Raw genomic sequence first — 14,837 nt, forward strand, 5'->3', positions numbered from 1 at the left:
GCATTTATAACCTACGCCAACTCATTGCAACCGCAAGAATAATTTCCTTGCTCCTCACCAGTTGTAGTAGAATGGGTGAGTTGCCGCTACTAAAACGCCGCAGAACCACCAACTACTCCACAGCCAGCGCGCCGCCTTGCCAGCGGGCAACAGGGTAGCGCGTGTGGGTGGGCTCGTAATATTTGGAGTGCCGGTACACCCAGTCCAGTTGCGCCGCGCCGCTTTTTGCCAACACTGGGTCCTGCTGCTTTTGCTTTTCTAATTGCGCCCGCAGGGCTGGGTCGCGGCGGAGCAAGTCGGCGGCTACATCTTCGAATACGTAATCAGAGAAGTGCTCTTTCTGCTGTAGGATGCTGTCGAAAAAGCCCCAGGCAAAATACGAGTCTGTGGCCTGAGGTTCGAGCATTTCGACAAGGAAGCGGGCCGCTGCATTATCGAGGCGGGCTACGTAGTCGCCGCGGTAGTAGCGCAGCGGCTGTTGGGTGGTGCGCACCGTGACGGCGCTGTGCAGGTAGTGGCCCTCGTAGGGGCGCGGACTGGTTTTGTAGTCGTCGATGTAGTACACCTCGGCTGTGAGGGTGGTGTCGCGGGTGAGGCGCTGCAACGGGACGCCGGCCACCCGCAGTCGGTCGAGCACCTCGCCCCAGGCCTGTGGAATCAGATACGCTTTCGGGCGCGAGACCGTGACGGTGGGCCGGAACGTGTTGTAGTAGTTGAGTGGACGAGTGAACGGCGCTTTCCGGTCGTAGTAGAGGCGGGGTTGGCCGCTGACCTCGCTCGGTTTGGTTTTGCCGGTGTAGCCCCGAAAGTTGATTTTATCGGCCGCCGTAGTATCAAGCTTCCAAGCCAGCGGGAAAGTAGTTTGCACGCTGAGATTCTGCGTTGCTTGGGCGTGGGCCTGCGTGAGGGCCGCTGCATCGGTGTGCACGAAACGCAGCAGCACATCCAGAAAATCGTAGGTGGCCTGCACGCGGGGCGCGTAGGCTTTCAACATGTGCGTCTCCGTCACGAAACCGATGGTGTTGAAGAGCGTGGTATAGCCAGTGGAGTAGCGCGGAGTTTCCAAAAAGCCGACCAAGCCGCGGGCATCCGGCGTCCGGCCTTCAAAGTCCACGTAGGGTGTGAGCGGCGACTTGCGCTTGTCCATGCCGGTATTCAGGGCGGGAAGCAGGCGCTGCGTGAGGTAGTTGCTGAGAGCCGGGGCCAGCTTGTCTTTCTGCGTGGCAATCAGCGTCATGGTGTACTGGTAGTCGGCGCCGTTAGAAGTGTGGGTGTCCACAAAGATGTCGGGCTGCCAACGCTGGAAAAGCTCGGCAAACGAGCGGGCATTCCGCGAATCCTGCTTTACATAGTCCCGGTTCAGGTCGAGGTTGCGGGCGTTGCCACGGAAGCCGTAGCTCTCGGGCCCATTCTGGTTGGTGCGGGTGGTGGAATTGCGGTTTAGGGCTCCATCCACGTTGTAAATCGGGATAATCACCAACGTCAGGTTTTCTAGCTGGCGCCGCAGCTCTTTCTTCTGCACGTAGTCGCGCACCAAGGCCATGCTGGCGTCGATGCCTTCGGGCTCGCCGGGGTGAATGCCGTTTTGAATCAAGACCACCGGCCGCTGGCGGCCTTGCGTATTCGCTGGCTTGAACTGGCCATCCAGTGCTACTACCACCTCGTGCAGCGGTTGGCCGCTGTCGGTGGGGCCCACCGCCCGCATCTGGATTTCGGGGTAAGCGGCGTCCAGCTTTTGATAGTAAGCAATGCACTCCGCATAGGTGGCCGTGGTGTTGCCGTTGCTTTTCTCGAAAGGCGTGCGCCAATCGTCTTTGGGCGGTGAGGCAAGCAACAGGGCAGACAGCAGAAAAGAAAGCATAGTCAGGAGCAAGGTTTAAGCCCCGAAACTAGCGTTTCCCCGCAGAATGTGCACGCAACGCAAGGAATAGAGCTAGCTGATAGCCGTTGAACAACTCCCGTCTATCCTCCTTATCTGTCATCCTGAACGGAGCGAAGGATCTTCTCACACAAGAACATCAGGCGTCGAGCCGACACATTTAGCGGTGATAAGGGCCTTCCTTCGTCAGGATGACAGACGCGGGGTTGTTCGGGCGTGAGAAGATTCTTCGCTCCGCTCAGAATGACAGATGCGGGTGCTCAGGCAGGAGTTGTTCAGGCGTAAAGATTAGGCTGCTTTAGCCTGCGCCGCATAACCACTACTTGTAGAGCATGGGCACCTGAAGAATCAAGATGCCTTCCCTCGTTGCCAAACATTCTAGTCAGTTAGCCCGCGCGTGATGCCCATTTCCAAGCCGCGCAGCTCCGCCAAGCCCCGGAGGCGGCCGATGGCGGAATAGCCGGGGTTGGTTTTCTTGTGCAGGTCGTCGAGCATTTGGTGGCCGTGGTCGGGGCGCATGGGCAGGCGTACTTGGCGCTGCTGCATCACTTGCACCAATTCGCGCATCACGGCGTACATGTCCACGTCGCCTTCCAAGTGGTTGGCTTCGTAGAAGTTGCCATCGGCGTCGCGCTGGGTGCTACGCAGGTGGATAAAGTGAATCCGGTCGGCGAACTGGCGCACCATGGCCGGCAAATCGTTGTCGGGCCGCACGCCAAACGAGCCAGTGCAGAAGCATAAGCCATTGTGCCGGGACGGCACGGCGTCGGCCAAGGCCTGCACATCGGCGGCGGTGCTTACCACGCGCGGCAACCCCAGAATGGGGTAGGGCGGGTCGTCGGGGTGAATGGCGAGGTTGATGCCCACTTCTTCAGCCACTGGCACAATATCCTGCAAAAACAAGATGAGGTGCTCGCGCAACTTGGTGGCGTCAATACCTTGGTAGGCATCGAGCGCCGACTGAAACTGCGCCAGCGTGAAGCTTTCCTCGCTGCCCGGTAAGCCGGCAATAATGTTGCGCTGCAAGAGTTGCTTTTCGGCGTCGCTCATGCTGGCAAAGCGGGCTTCGGCCTGCGCCAGCTCCTGCGGGGTATAGTCATGCTTAGCGTCGCGGCGTTGCAGCAACAGCGTATCGAAGGCCACGAAAGCGGCTTTCTCGAAGCGGAGAGCCTTGGAACCGTCTTCCACTTCGTAGGCCAGGTCGGTGCGGGTCCAGTCCAGCACCGGCATGAAGTTGTAGGTAACCGTGTAGATACCACAGGCGGCCAGGTTGCGCAACGACTCCTGGTAGTGCTGGATGTAGCGTTGGTACTCGCCGATGCGGGTTTTGATGTGCTCGTGCACCGGTACGCTCTCCACCACGCTCCACGTAAGGCCAGCGGCGGCTACTTCAGCTTGGCGCCGTTGGATTTCCACTACCGGCCATACTTCGCCGTTCGGAATGTGGTGCAGGGCCGTCACCACATCAGTAGCGCCGGCTTGCCGGATGTCGGAGAGGCTTACGGGGTCGTTGGGGCCGTACCAGCGCCAGCTTTGCAAGAGGGGCATGGGGAATTAAGAATTAAAAATGAAGGATGATAAATGAGCAACGAAAAAAAGGAAGCTTTCAGAAAGTTATGTTGAGGACGTTGAACGACCCGTTCTTAATTGTTCATTCTTAATTCTATTTAGTACAACCGACGCCGAGCCGGAAACAAGAGTTGGTCGAGGCTGTAGCGGCCGGGACCGGCAAAGGCAAGGCCCAAAAACAGAATCAACGATTCGAGGGCGTGTGAGTAGGCGTTGAACGCGTCGCCGCTCCTGAGGTGCATGACGGTGGCAACTAGCATGGTCACGACCAACAGTGCGCAGGCAATCCGAAAGAACAAGCCCAGCGCTATCAACTGGCCGCCCACTGCTTCGGCTATAGCGGCCAAGAAACCCCACGCAACCGGCGCAAAGTTCAGGCCTAGCATCTTCATCACGCCGCCTAGCTCCAGCCATTTTTCCGGTCCCCCGACAAGCTTGGGGTAGCCATGGATAGTGAACATGATGCCTATGCCCACGCGCAGCAGCAACAGGCCGAAGTCGTGGGTGCGGTAGTGGTTGTTGAATAAAGCCATAGATGAAAAAAGTGGCAAAGCCCGTACTTGGTGGCACCATGCAGACGAATTGAACCTCGTCTGGTAGGGCCAAAGTACACTATTTATCATCTACTGCTATTCCACTATGTTGCCACTTACTGGTAGAGCAGCACCCCCGTAATGCGCGCGGCCGGCGGAATATCCGCCGAATTCATATCCTCGGGGTGCTTATCGGGAAGGGAATTCGGGTCGATTACCCACGCCATACTCACTAGATCCGATACGCCCGCAAACCCGGCGGGCGTGTTGCGTACCCGCGTTAAGCCCATGGTTTGGCGGGCCGCCCCGAAGGGCGAGCCGACGCCAATACCTTCGGCAGTGCGGTACTGCGGGTCGTAGATGCGGATGCGGCGCAGGCGGACCGTACCCCTCGAATCGGGGCGCATATGCAGGACGGTAGCCGGGGCATCGGGCTTCTGCGCATCCAGCATTTCGTAGGCTGGGTAGGTCTGGCTCTGATCCTGGTAGGTGGTGCGCTTGAGCTGGGTAGCTGGCACGCGGCGGAGCAATTCCTTTTCGGTCATGTTGAGGCGCAGGCGGCCCGCCCGGCCGGGGCTAAGCAGGTGCAACGAGTCGGGCACGTTGGGATTGGCGGCCAACCGCTCGGCGGCAGCATTGGGGTCACTGGCACGAGAATCGCCGGCGAAGGGAACGTCGCCGCTGGAAGAAGCGCTGTTTCCGGAGGAACCGCAAGCACTGAGTTGCAGGGCCAGCAGCGCCACGCCAGCGGGCCACAACAGAAGACGAAAAGTAGACATGGAACAGAACGTTAAGTGGCAGTGCCGATGCTTACGCGCCCAACGCCTCTGGCGTTCAAGGAATGATGATTTAAGGCAATCAAGGCTTTGACAAAGAGCTTACTTGGAGGCTGGCTCTGCATCACAAATTCACAAACTCACCATTTCACTAATTTCACTAACTCAACCTCTCACCGCACGTACCTTTACCGCACTGGGCTGGTGTTGCGCTAGCCAAGCGTGGTTTTGCGTCTGTTGTTTTTAATCCCTGCTGCCTGTGTCTGCTGAAGCTGAAAAACCCTTGATTCTGATTTCCAACGACGACGGTATTACGGCCCCCGGCATTGCCATGCTGGTGCGCGTAATGCGGCGCATCGGCGAAGTGGTGGTAGTAGCGCCCAATTCGCCGCAGTCGGGCATGGGCCACGCCATTACCATCGGCCACCCGCTGCGTCTCGATTCCAGCACCATCTTCGACGGCATCGAAGCCTACGAGTGCAGCGGCACCCCCGCCGACTGCGTGAAGCTGGCCAAGAACCACGTCTTGAAGGAACGCAAACCCGACCTCGTGGTGTCGGGCATCAACCACGGCTCCAACTCGTCGGTGAACGTGCTGTACTCCGGTACCATGTCGGCCGCTATTGAAGCAGCCATTGAAGGATTGCCGGCTATCGGCTTCTCACTCTGTGAGTACGGCCACGACGCCGATTTCTCCCATACCGGCGACTGGATAGAGATGATAGCGCGCCAGGCCCTGCAAAATGGCATCCCACCCGGCACTGCCCTCAACGTAAATATCCCCCGCAATTCCGCCACGCCCATTGCTGGCGTGCGCCTGTGTCGTCAGGCAAATGCCAAGTGGCAGGAAGAGTTTGACATCCGCCACGACCCTCACAAGCGCCAGTATTTCTGGCTGATCGGCGAGTTCGTCAACCTCGACCAAGGCACCGACACCGACGAGTGGGCCCTGGCCAACAACTACATTTCCATCGTGCCCTGCCAGTACGACCTCACGGCCACCTACGCCCTGAAGCTCATGAACACCAACTGGCAACTCAACACGCCCTCCACCACAACCAAGGAGGCTCCCGCGCCCTTAATTGGCAGCGCCACTCCTGGCCCCGGCGAATCAGCGGAGGGGTTAGGCTAGGTGGACGTAGCGAGAACTAGCTAGCCGACAAGCCCCATACCTTTATAAAAAAAGCCCATCTGAATAACTTCAGATGGGCTTTTTGCAAAACGCCAATGTGCTAGGGGCGTGGGGGGTGATGATGGACACCACTAACACGGTGCAGAATGGGAACGGGAGAGTGACGGACTACTAGCGGGGCGTTGTGCGCCAGCGTTGACGTTTTTTTTACTTGCAGCGGACTAGGTGAAAAAACCAGTACCAATAGCAGGCTCAGGAGCAGCAAAAGCGCAAGGATAGGAACTCGTAAGTTGGAAAGAGCTGAAGTTTTCATAATTGGTGGGAGCCAAGGAACAAGTCCTTAAAGTTGGCACTGCAACCATGAAGACTAGGTGAGGCCTTTCGTACCAACCCACGCGAACAGCGGTTCTTTCTGCGTGCAGTGCCGTAAAGCGTAAGGTGTTGATTCAGTGTGCCTCTGAGCTGCTTGGTATGGGTTTGGAGAGCGGCTGAAATTCTAGCGCGAAAGAGGTGCCTTTGCCTACTTCCGAAGTGGCCGTGAGGGTAGCGCCGTGAAAGGTGGCAATGGTCTGCGCGATGGGCAGGCCGAGGCCGAAGCCCTCTGGCGAGGCGGGGCCGCTGGCTTGAAAGCGCCGGAACCGGTCGAAGAGGTGGGGCAGATTCTCGGGCGCGATGCCGGGGCCGGTGTCGGATACGGCTAGGCGGTAGCTGCCATTGGGTTGCAACTGACCCGTAACGGTGATGCTGCCGTTCCAGCGGTTGTACTTGATGGCATTGCTGAGCAAGTTGAAAATCAACGTGAAAAGCAAGGTTTGATTGGCGCGGGGCAGCACAAAATCGGGGTCCAGCAGCGCCCGCAAGTGCAACTCCCGCTGGGCTAGCCGGTCTTCCAACTCGTTGGTTACCTCGGCCACCACAGCAGCCAAACTCACCGATTCTTCCCGCAGGTACTGCTCGTTTTCGATGTTGGCAATGAGCAGCAACGTCTTCACCGTGTTGCGCAGCCGGTACAACGTCTTCTGCGACTCCACTAGCTTCAGCGAATGGGCGTGGCCTAGCTCCGGGTCCTGGAGCATATTCTCGAAGCGGGTTTGCAGAATGCTCACCGGCGTCAGCAGTTCGTGCGATACGTTGCTCATGAACTCACGCTCTTTCTCGAATGCCGACTGCATCTGGTGCATCATCTCGTTGAGGCTGTCGTCGAGCTGGCGAAAGTCGGTGGTAGTCGTTGGAATGGGCGCGAAAGAGAAGGCGGAAGGGTGGCGGACGTCGCGCAGTTTGCTGGAAATAAGCTGCCCCAGAGGCCGCAGCAGAAACCGCGCAAACGCGGCATCGGTAACGACCGTCAGAGCCGCCCCAATCACCAGCACCCACAGCGCCAACCGCCGCAAGGTGTCTTCTAGGAGTTCCACCGTAGCCAACGACGAGCCAATTTCCAGCCGGTACGGCCGCCCGTTGGCCGTGAATCGGTAGCCTAGAATGCGGAAGTCCTCTACTTCGTCGTCTACTTGCCGTTGCTCGTTGAAAATCAGCTCTTCCGGTTTCGGTAGCGCCGGGCCGCTTTCCGGGGTCAGGCTGATGTACTCTTGCTTGAGAATATTGTAGTCGGCGTACGCCTCGTTTTTCTCTTGCCGCACAAACGCTACTAGCCCGTCCCGTTGAATCAGGTCGAGGACTTCTCGCTTCTTTTCATGCAGCCGCTGGTCGGTGTGCGACACGGCCACCCGGCTTACAATGGCCGGAATGAGGGCCACTCCCAGCAGCACCAGCAGCACCTTCGACAGGGCATTGAAAAGAGCGAGCTTGGCTTCTAAGCGCATGAAGTCAAATGGGAATTACGCATTAAAAATGGGTGGAGTAGGCCTGTGCAAAGCTGTTGTTTTTAAAGGCAGCACATCAGACGAAAGGCGTAAGCGGAAACTACTCGCCGGTAATTTTTAAGTCGCAATGCACACTTTTTAATTGCTATCCGTGACTCGGTAGCCAATACCGCGCACAGTTTCTAGAAAGTCGGTGGGGGCGAAGGCGCTGAGCTTTTTGCGGACGTTTTTGATGTGCACATCAATGTAATTGGAGTCGGAGTCATCCTCTAACACGTTGCCCCACAGGTGCTCTCCAAGTTGCAGGCGCGTAAGCACGCGGTTTTTGTGCAGCACCAAGTAGTGCAGTAAATCAAACTCTTTTTTGGTGAGGGGCACTTCCTGGTTGCCCTGGCGTAGCACCCGGCCCGGTACATCCATCATAAACCCGGAACCAAAGGTGATTTCCTGCCGCTTCAACCCAAACTTACGGCGCATGATGGCCTGCATCCGGCTTTGCAACTCCAGCAGCGAGAACGGCTTGGGCAGGTAGTCGTCGGCACCCAGGTCGAGGCCCTTGATACGGTCGTCGAGGGCGCCGCGAGCAGTCAGGATAATAAAGGAGGCTTCCTGCTGCTCGTTGCGGCGCGCTTCGCGCAGCAGGTCCAGACCGTCGCCGCCGGGCAAACCGAGGTCAAGCAGAACGAAATCGTAGCTATTGACAAATATTTTCTCGGAAGCTTCCCCGTAGGTGTGGGCCGAATCAACGAGGTATTGGGATTCAAGCAGAAACTGCCGCACTTCCTCGTGCAGGCTTTTCTCGTCTTCTACAATCAGGACGTGCATAGGAAATCAGGATTAAAGCACAAGGTTCTTATAGCGGAAGTGAAAAGTAGATGAAGATTCAAGGGAATGCAGTAGTTGGATAACGCTATTGCCGCAAATACGCGCCCAGGTCGGAGATAGAAGTAATTCCTAGCTGCGTGGCTTGTTGGCGACGCATCAGCAAGGCATACGTGTTGTTGAAGCCCAGCGGTGCCAGCCATTCAAGCCCGTAGCGGCGCTGAAACCCGGCGCGCACGTAACGCAGCACGGCGCCAGCGTCGCCGCCCAGCGAGTCTACAACGGCGGGCGTAGGTTGCAGCAGTACCAGAAGCCCCGTGCCGGTATACTCGGGATACATGTCGATGGCCCCACTGCGCAGAGCTTCGAAGCAGATGGTGGTGCCCCCCAGGCCGGTTTTAGTTTGCACATCGAGGTCGGTGTAGCCCCGAATGAGGCCGGCGTACATTTCGGCCAGAATATACTGCTCGGCGAAAATCTTCGAGCCCAGCTTCACGGTAGCCGCGCCGGCCGGCAACGGGCGAGGCGTGCGCCACAAACCCCGACGACGCAGAAAGTTTAGGGCCACAGCCTTCGGCTCCTCGTGCAGGTAGTCGACGTGGTAGTTAAGCTCGGTCATCACCGAATCGGAAAGCTGCCCGGCAAGCTTACTGAACACCGCCCGCAGTTCCGGGTGCGCGCTAAGCAGACCAGGGCGCACCACGGGGGCCGCGTAGTAGGGCGGAAATACGCGCCGGTCGTCGTGCAGCACCTGCAAATTGTAGGCTTTGATACGCCCGTCGGTGGAATAGCCATCAATAACATCGACGTTGGCGTTGCGAGCGGCCTCGTAAACCAAGGCAGGAGCCAGCACCACGCTCGGCAGGCGGCGCAGGCCGTAGGTACGCGTGAGACCGGGCAGCCCATCGGCCCGCCCCACAAACTCGGGACTGAAGCCGGCTTGCAGGCGGCCCGTAGCGCGCGGCAGCAGGTAGAGCGTAGCCAGCAGGGGCAACGCCAACACCACCCCAAGGCCAACGCTGCGCCGCTTGCGGCTCGCCAGGCGTTGAACCCCGCCCAGCGCCGCGTCAAACACCAAAGCCAAAACCGCCGCCGGAATGGCCCCGGCCAGAATCATAACCGGATTGTTGAGGGCAATACCGCCAAAGATGAACTCGCCGAGCCCGCCCGCGGCTACGTAGGCCGCCAGGGTCGCAACGCCCACGTTGATGACGGCCGCCGTGCGAATTCCGGCCAAAAGTACTGGCAGCGCCAGCGGCAATTCCACGCGCCGTAGTAGTTGCCCATCGGTGAAGCCCAAGCCGCGAGCCGCTTCCACCACGCCCGCATCCACCCCCCGAATGCCGGTTACGGTGTTGCGCACAATAGGCAACAAGGCGTACAGAAACAGCGCAAAGATGGCCGGCACCGGTCCGATGCCCATGGCCGGAATCAGGAATCCGAGCAGCGCAATACTCGGGATAGTTTGGAGCACGCCGGCCACACCCAGCACCCAGGGCGCTAGCCGCGGCCGACGCGTAAGCAGCAACCCTAGCGGTACGCCTACGGCCACGCCGAGCAGCAAGGAAGCGGCCGTGAGGCCGATGTGCTGCACCGTTTGCTGGCCTAGTTTGCTAGCTTGCAGTTGCCAAAAAGCAAGCAGTTCGTGCAGCGTGTTCATGGGCGTTGGAGGCGTTGCACTGTTTGCCCAAATGCCGCCATCAGCGCGGGTAGTGTGACGGGAATCAGTGCGTTGTCGGCTACTATTTCTGGGCTGTTGGTTGCTTGATTGAAAGGCTTTGCGGCGTCACTTGCCAGCGGCCGGACCCATAACATCGACGAGGAAGAAGGCCTACCCGAAACGTGCCGAAGAGGAAGCACTTCGCCTTCCGAGAGCGGAACAGAAGCTGCTGTCTTTTGCTGAATAGCGGCCGTGCTGACGTTAGCTAGCGGCGCACTCAATAGCTCCAAAGCTTCTTGAACTGTAACATCACTGCTGATGGTATTTAGCTCTGATAGTGAGCTAGGTATAGCTTTGTAGTCTGCTGATTCAACTAAATCTTCAAGCAAGTCGTCGAGGCGCAAAGTACGCAGTTGCAACGTCAGCCGCTCAGCTTCGAAGAAGCTCCGGACGAAATCATTGGCGGGTTGAAACAGCAACTCCCGCGGCGTACCTAGCTGCTGCACCCGGCCACTAGCAAGCAGCATAATGCGGTCGGCTAGCTCGAAGGCTTCGGTCACGTCGTGGGTGACGAGCACTATGGTTTTCTGGCGCAGTTCATCTAGCTCTTGAAACTCGCGCCGGATGCCGGCGCGGGTGATGGGGTCGAGGGCACCGAAGGGTTCATCGAGCAGCACGATGGGCGGGTCGGCGGCCAGGGCGCGGGCCAGTCCCACTCGTTGCTGCTGCCCCCCCGAAAGCTGCCCCGGATACTGGTTGGCGTAGCGGGCGGGTGGCAGGTGCAGGCGCGTCAACAGGGCCTCGGTTCGGGCAGCTACTTGGGCTGCGGGGTGGCCTAGTAGTTTCGGTACGACGGCCACATTCTCGGCCACGGTAAGGTGTGGCAGCAGCCCTACTTGCTGAATAACGTAGCCGATGCCGCGCCGTAATTCTTCGGGGCGTTGGGCGCGTACGTCCTGGCCCTGTACTTCCACCGTACCGGCGTCGGGCTCCACTAGTCGGTTGAGGGTCTTGAGCAACGTCGTTTTGCCGCAGCCACTCGGGCCTAGCAACACCAGCGTTTCGCCGGCCCTCAGGTCGAACGACACGTCTTGCACCACGGCGTGCGGCCCGTAGTGCTTGCTCAGGCCGCGGACCCGGATGATGGGTTCAGAATCAGACATACAATAGGGGAGAGGCAGTAAGGTAAAAAATGTAGCTTAAGCGTCGGCTTGCGTTGGATGCCAAAGGTTGTAGCGCGAAGCCTGCACTTCGCGTGTCGCTGAACGGTGTTGTTGCGAGGGGGCGGTTCCGGTTGTGCCCCGATACGCGAAGCGCAGGCCTCGCGCTACAGCTAACGGAATGCGCTGGAAAGCTGCCAGCGTGTATCTTGAGCCGCATTCCATACCAAGCTTCCTATGAACCGCAAACCGCTACTACTGCTTTTTCTTTTAATAACCTTGCTACCCGGTTTCGCGCACCGCGCCGCAGCCCAGGTGTACCGCGCTTCCGACCCGCTGGCCCACACCTTTTCCATTGTAGCCCGCGACCCGCAAACCGGCGACATGGCCGTGGCCGTGCAAAGCCATTGGTTTTCGGTGGGAACGTCCGTGAGTTGGGGCGAGGCCGGCGTGGGGGTGGTGGCCACCCAATCGTTCACCAATAAGTCGTTTGGAATGCGCGGGCTGGCGTTGCTGAAGAGTGGTAAAACCGCCCAGCAAACTCTCGATGAACTCCTGCGCACCGATGATGGCCGCGACGTCCGTCAGGTAGCCATTCTCGACGCGCAAGGCCGCGTAGCAACGCACACGGGCAGCAAGTGCATCGACATGGCTGGTCAGCAGCAAGGCAACCAGTTTTCGGTACAAGCCAACATGATGCTCAACAACACGGTGCCCGCGGCTATGGCCAAAGCCTACGAGCAGAACGCCAAACTCCCCTTCGCGGAGCGCGTAGTAGCCACCCTGGAAGCCGCCCAAGCGGCCGGCGGCGACATTCGGGGCCGGCAATCGGCCGCGATATTGATTGTGCGCGGCAAAGCTACCGATGCCCCCTGGACCGACCGCCTCCTCGACCTGCGGGTAGATGACAGCGCCGAACCTCTCAAAGAACTGGCTCGCCTGCTGCGCTTGCACCGCGCCTACGAGCACATGAATGCCGGTGACTTGGCCGTGGAAAAAAACGACGTTCCCGGCGCCATTCGCGAATACCAAGCCGCCGAAAAGCAGTTCCCCGACAACCTGGAAATGAAGTATTGGCACGCCATCAGCCTCGCCAACAAGCAGCAAGTACCAGCGGCCCTCAAAATGCTCCAGCCCATTTTCAAGCAAGATCCCAACTGGCGCACCCTCACCCAGCGTCTACCCAAAGTAGGGCTGCTAACCGTGAGCGACGCTGAGTTAAAACAGATTCTGGCGTTGCAATAGCATCGTTTCAGCTTGAAGACTTAGCCGTTAAAATCAAGAATCCATGAGCCGCCTCGCTTTCCTCCACCTGTTGCTTTGGCCCTTGCTGGCGCTTACCACGCAATGTGCTACCCGCCGTTCTGGTGCCGCCAACCAGCCCACCACTATCTATATAGTGCGTCACGCCGAGAAAGACCTCACCCCTAACTTGCCCGATCCGTCTTTAACCCCCGAAGGCCAGCAGCGGGCCTTGGCGTTGCGCGACACGCTGCTTCGGCGGAAGCCCTGGGCAGCCGTTTTCAGCACTGCTACTAGCCGCACCCGCACCACCGCCGAACCACTGGCGCAGGTCCTGAAGCTGCCTATCCAAGACTATGACCCCAAGCAATTGCCCGCCCTGGCCCGCCGTATCCGGCAGAGCTATCCGGGTGAAACGGTTCTTGTTGTCGGCCATTCCAACACCATCCTCGAAACTGCCGAAGCTTTCGGTGCGCCCCGCCCAGTGCCCACCATCGGCGACAATGAATATGACTACTTGCTGGAAGTGAAGCTTCCCCGCGACTCCACGCAAGCTGCTACGGCCGTGGCACGGCGCTACGGCGGGTCAAGTGCCGGCCGTTAATACCCGTCGATGCTGCAACTTGCCGCGGGCTTCGTGCTACTTTAGCGCTGTTGGCAGTTGCTACACAACTGTTGTTTTGTTTTCAACTTCTCTTTCTTCATGCTGATTTCCTTTTCTCGTTTACTGTTTGCTGGTGCCTTCACGCTAGCTGTTAGCGCGCCAGCCGCAGCTCAAAGCACCACTAAAATTGATTCGCTAGCCATCCGCAAAATCTACGACGAGGCACTGTTGCGCGGGCAGAGCTACGAGAATCTGCGCGAGTTGTGCACCAAGGTTGGAGGGCGCCTAAGCGGCTCGCCCCAGGCCGAGCAAGCGGTGCAATGGGGCAAGTTGGCCATGGAGAAATTGGGAGTAGACCGGGTGTACTTGCAGGAAGTGATGGTGCCGCATTGGGTGCGGGGTGCCAAGGAAAAAGCCGAGATCAAGCCGGCCAAAGGCAAGGGCGTGGCGCTGTCAGTGTGTGCCCTTGGGGGTTCCGTCGGGACAAATGGCAAGCTGAAAGCGCAAGTGGTGGAAGTGAAAAGCATGGCCGAGCTAGCCGCACTGCCCGCCGAAAAAGTGAAAGGCAAATTCGTGTTCTTTAATCGCCCCATGAACGCCACCTACGTGGAAACCGGCCGCGCCTACGGCGAAGCCGGCGACCAGCGCCGGATTGGAGCTTCCGAAGCCGCTAAGCGTGGAGCTGTGGGTGCCCTCGTGCGCAGCCTCAGCCTAGCCCACGACGACCTGCCCCACACCGGCACCATGCGCTACGAAGACAACGTAGCTAAAGTGCCTGGCGCCGCCCTCAGCACCAACGGCGCCGACCAGCTCAGCCAACTCCTTAAAGTGGATTCCGACCTGACGGTGGAGCTGGAAATGGCTTGCCAAACTCTACCTGAGGTGAAAAGCTACAACGTGGTAGGCGAAATCAAAGGCTCAAAATACCCCGCTGAGATTATCACCGTGGGGGGGCACCTCGATTCGTGGGACCTCGCCCAGGGCGCCCACGACGATGGCACCGGCTGCGTGCAAAGTATGGAAGTGCTACGGCTGCTCAAAGCCACCGGTCTGCGCCCCGAGCGTACCGTTCGGGCGGTACTGTTCATGAACGAGGAAAACGGCACGCGTGGTGGCAACAAGTACGCCGAGCTAGCCAAAACCGCCCAGGAACAGCATGTCGTCGCTATGGAATCGGATGGGGGAGGTTTCACGCCCCGCGGCTTCAGCATCGAAGCCGATCCGGCCACTGTGAAGAAAATGCAGCAGTGGCAGCCTCTGTTTGTACCGTATAAGAGTGGTGAATTCGAACCTGGCCACGGCGGCACCGACATTGGCCCGCTAAAAGACCAAGTGAAAGCCCTCATCGGCTACAATTGCGACGACCAGCGCTATTTTGATATTCACCATACCGCCGCCGACACGTTCGATAAAGTGAATCGGCGCGAGTTGGAATTAGGAGGCGCCAGCATGGCAGGGCTTATTTATCTAATCAGCAAATACGGTTTGTAATAGCGCCGACAAGGAGTACAGTTTAAGATAATTGCTGAAACAAACTTCCTATTGATCTGCCTATTTCAATTAACTTACTTCGGATAGATAATAAAGTAAAAAGCCACCTGCAAATATTTGCAGGTGGCTTTTTACTTTATTATTTAACA

The 14,837-nt window shown here is 58.5% G+C and carries 12 protein-coding genes; 4 read left to right on the plus strand and 8 right to left on the minus strand.

All coding sequences use genetic code 11. The features are described 5' to 3' along the window. Window positions 1–112: 112 nt before the first annotated feature. From ACFE7X_RS09785 to ACFE7X_RS09800, 4 genes are all read right to left on the minus strand, one after another. The gene (locus ACFE7X_RS09785) at window positions 113–1,861 is read right to left on the minus strand and encodes a M14 family metallopeptidase (RefSeq protein ID WP_375435496.1); all 1,749 of its coding nucleotides are present in this window, start codon (window positions 1,859–1,861) and stop codon (window positions 113–115) included. Between the two features lie 396 nt (window positions 1,862–2,257). After that, window positions 2,258–3,427, minus strand: coding sequence for a mannonate dehydratase (gene uxuA, locus ACFE7X_RS09790; RefSeq protein WP_375435497.1), 1,170 nt, complete (start codon window positions 3,425–3,427; stop codon window positions 2,258–2,260). A 119-nt stretch (window positions 3,428–3,546) separates the two neighbouring features. After that, the gene (locus ACFE7X_RS09795) at window positions 3,547–3,981 is read right to left on the minus strand and encodes a DoxX family protein (RefSeq protein ID WP_375435498.1); all 435 of its coding nucleotides are present in this window, start codon (window positions 3,979–3,981) and stop codon (window positions 3,547–3,549) included. A 116-nt stretch (window positions 3,982–4,097) separates the two neighbouring features. Then, entirely contained in the window at window positions 4,098–4,760 is a 663-nt protein-coding gene (locus ACFE7X_RS09800) for a hypothetical protein (RefSeq protein WP_375435499.1), read from the minus strand. 328 nt (window positions 4,761–5,088) lie between these two features. Here ACFE7X_RS09800 and surE point away from each other — a divergent pair, with 328 nt between their 5' ends. Next, the gene (gene surE, locus ACFE7X_RS09805; protein ID WP_375435540.1) at window positions 5,089–5,889 is read left to right on the plus strand and encodes a 5'/3'-nucleotidase SurE; all 801 of its coding nucleotides are present in this window, start codon (window positions 5,089–5,091) and stop codon (window positions 5,887–5,889) included. Window positions 5,890–6,335: 446 nt separating this feature from the next. On the opposite strand, the gene ACFE7X_RS09810 is transcribed toward surE, so the two are convergent. The 4 genes from ACFE7X_RS09810 to ACFE7X_RS09825 form a co-directional block, all read right to left on the minus strand. Next, the gene (locus ACFE7X_RS09810; RefSeq protein WP_375435500.1) at window positions 6,336–7,709 is read right to left on the minus strand and encodes a sensor histidine kinase; all 1,374 of its coding nucleotides are present in this window, start codon (window positions 7,707–7,709) and stop codon (window positions 6,336–6,338) included. A 138-nt stretch (window positions 7,710–7,847) separates the two neighbouring features. Next, window positions 7,848–8,534 carry a response regulator transcription factor gene (locus ACFE7X_RS09815; RefSeq protein ID WP_375435501.1) on the minus strand — a complete coding sequence of 229 codons (687 nt, stop codon included), beginning with the start codon at window positions 8,532–8,534 and terminating at the stop codon, window positions 7,848–7,850. Between the two features lie 85 nt (window positions 8,535–8,619). Then, a complete protein-coding gene (locus ACFE7X_RS09820) occupies window positions 8,620–10,191 on the minus strand; it encodes an ABC transporter permease/substrate-binding protein (protein ID WP_375435502.1) in 1,572 nt (523 codons plus the stop codon). After that, window positions 10,188–11,354 carry an ABC transporter ATP-binding protein gene (locus ACFE7X_RS09825; protein WP_375435503.1) on the minus strand — a complete coding sequence of 389 codons (1,167 nt, stop codon included), beginning with the start codon at window positions 11,352–11,354 and terminating at the stop codon, window positions 10,188–10,190. The genes ACFE7X_RS09820 and ACFE7X_RS09825 overlap by 4 nt, the downstream gene beginning before the upstream one ends. Window positions 11,355–11,588: 234 nt before the next feature. On the opposite strand from ACFE7X_RS09825, the gene ACFE7X_RS09830 reads away from it, so the two are divergent. The 3 genes from ACFE7X_RS09830 to ACFE7X_RS09840 all read left to right on the plus strand — a co-directional run bounded on the left by ACFE7X_RS09830 (window position 11,589) and on the right by ACFE7X_RS09840 (window position 14,688). Then, on the plus strand, window positions 11,589–12,596 hold the full coding sequence (locus ACFE7X_RS09830) for a DUF1028 domain-containing protein (RefSeq protein WP_375435504.1): 1,008 nt from the start codon (window positions 11,589–11,591) through the stop codon (window positions 12,594–12,596). Window positions 12,597–12,639: 43 nt separating this feature from the next. Further along, window positions 12,640–13,197, plus strand: a complete 558-nt coding sequence (locus tag ACFE7X_RS09835; RefSeq protein ID WP_375435505.1) for a histidine phosphatase family protein — start codon at window positions 12,640–12,642, stop codon at window positions 13,195–13,197. 99 nt (window positions 13,198–13,296) lie between these two features. Continuing rightward, window positions 13,297–14,688: a M20/M25/M40 family metallo-hydrolase gene (locus ACFE7X_RS09840; protein WP_375435506.1), complete on the plus strand. Its 1,392-nt coding sequence runs from the start codon at window positions 13,297–13,299 to the stop codon at window positions 14,686–14,688. Window positions 14,689–14,837 lie beyond the last annotated feature (149 nt).

This window comes from uncultured Hymenobacter sp. (assembly GCF_964242765.1).
In the GTDB taxonomy this organism is placed as follows: Bacteria; Bacteroidota; Bacteroidia; order Cytophagales; family Hymenobacteraceae; genus Hymenobacter.

Excerpts from the sequence above, each read along its gene's own strand:
- uxuA (WP_375435497.1), bottom strand. The coding sequence starts at position 3,427 with ATGCCCCTCTTGCAAAGCTGGCGCTGGTACGGCCCCAACGACCCCGTA.
- ACFE7X_RS09810 (WP_375435500.1), bottom strand. The coding sequence starts at position 7,709 with ATGCGCTTAGAAGCCAAGCTCGCTCTTTTCAATGCCCTGTCGAAGGTG.
- ACFE7X_RS09835 (WP_375435505.1), top strand. The coding sequence starts at position 12,640 with ATGAGCCGCCTCGCTTTCCTCCACCTGTTGCTTTGGCCCTTGCTGGCG.
- ACFE7X_RS09815 (WP_375435501.1), bottom strand. The coding sequence starts at position 8,534 with ATGCACGTCCTGATTGTAGAAGACGAGAAAAGCCTGCACGAGGAAGTG.
- ACFE7X_RS09820 (WP_375435502.1), bottom strand. The coding sequence starts at position 10,191 with ATGAACACGCTGCACGAACTGCTTGCTTTTTGGCAACTGCAAGCTAGC.
- ACFE7X_RS09795 (WP_375435498.1), bottom strand. The coding sequence starts at position 3,981 with ATGGCTTTATTCAACAACCACTACCGCACCCACGACTTCGGCCTGTTG.
- surE (WP_375435540.1), top strand. The coding sequence starts at position 5,089 with ATGCTGGTGCGCGTAATGCGGCGCATCGGCGAAGTGGTGGTAGTAGCG.
- ACFE7X_RS09785 (WP_375435496.1), bottom strand. The coding sequence starts at position 1,861 with ATGCTTTCTTTTCTGCTGTCTGCCCTGTTGCTTGCCTCACCGCCCAAA.
- ACFE7X_RS09825 (WP_375435503.1), bottom strand. The coding sequence starts at position 11,354 with ATGTCTGATTCTGAACCCATCATCCGGGTCCGCGGCCTGAGCAAGCAC.
- ACFE7X_RS09800 (WP_375435499.1), bottom strand. The coding sequence starts at position 4,760 with ATGTCTACTTTTCGTCTTCTGTTGTGGCCCGCTGGCGTGGCGCTGCTG.
- ACFE7X_RS09840 (WP_375435506.1), top strand. The coding sequence starts at position 13,297 with ATGCTGATTTCCTTTTCTCGTTTACTGTTTGCTGGTGCCTTCACGCTA.
- ACFE7X_RS09830 (WP_375435504.1), top strand. The coding sequence starts at position 11,589 with ATGAACCGCAAACCGCTACTACTGCTTTTTCTTTTAATAACCTTGCTA.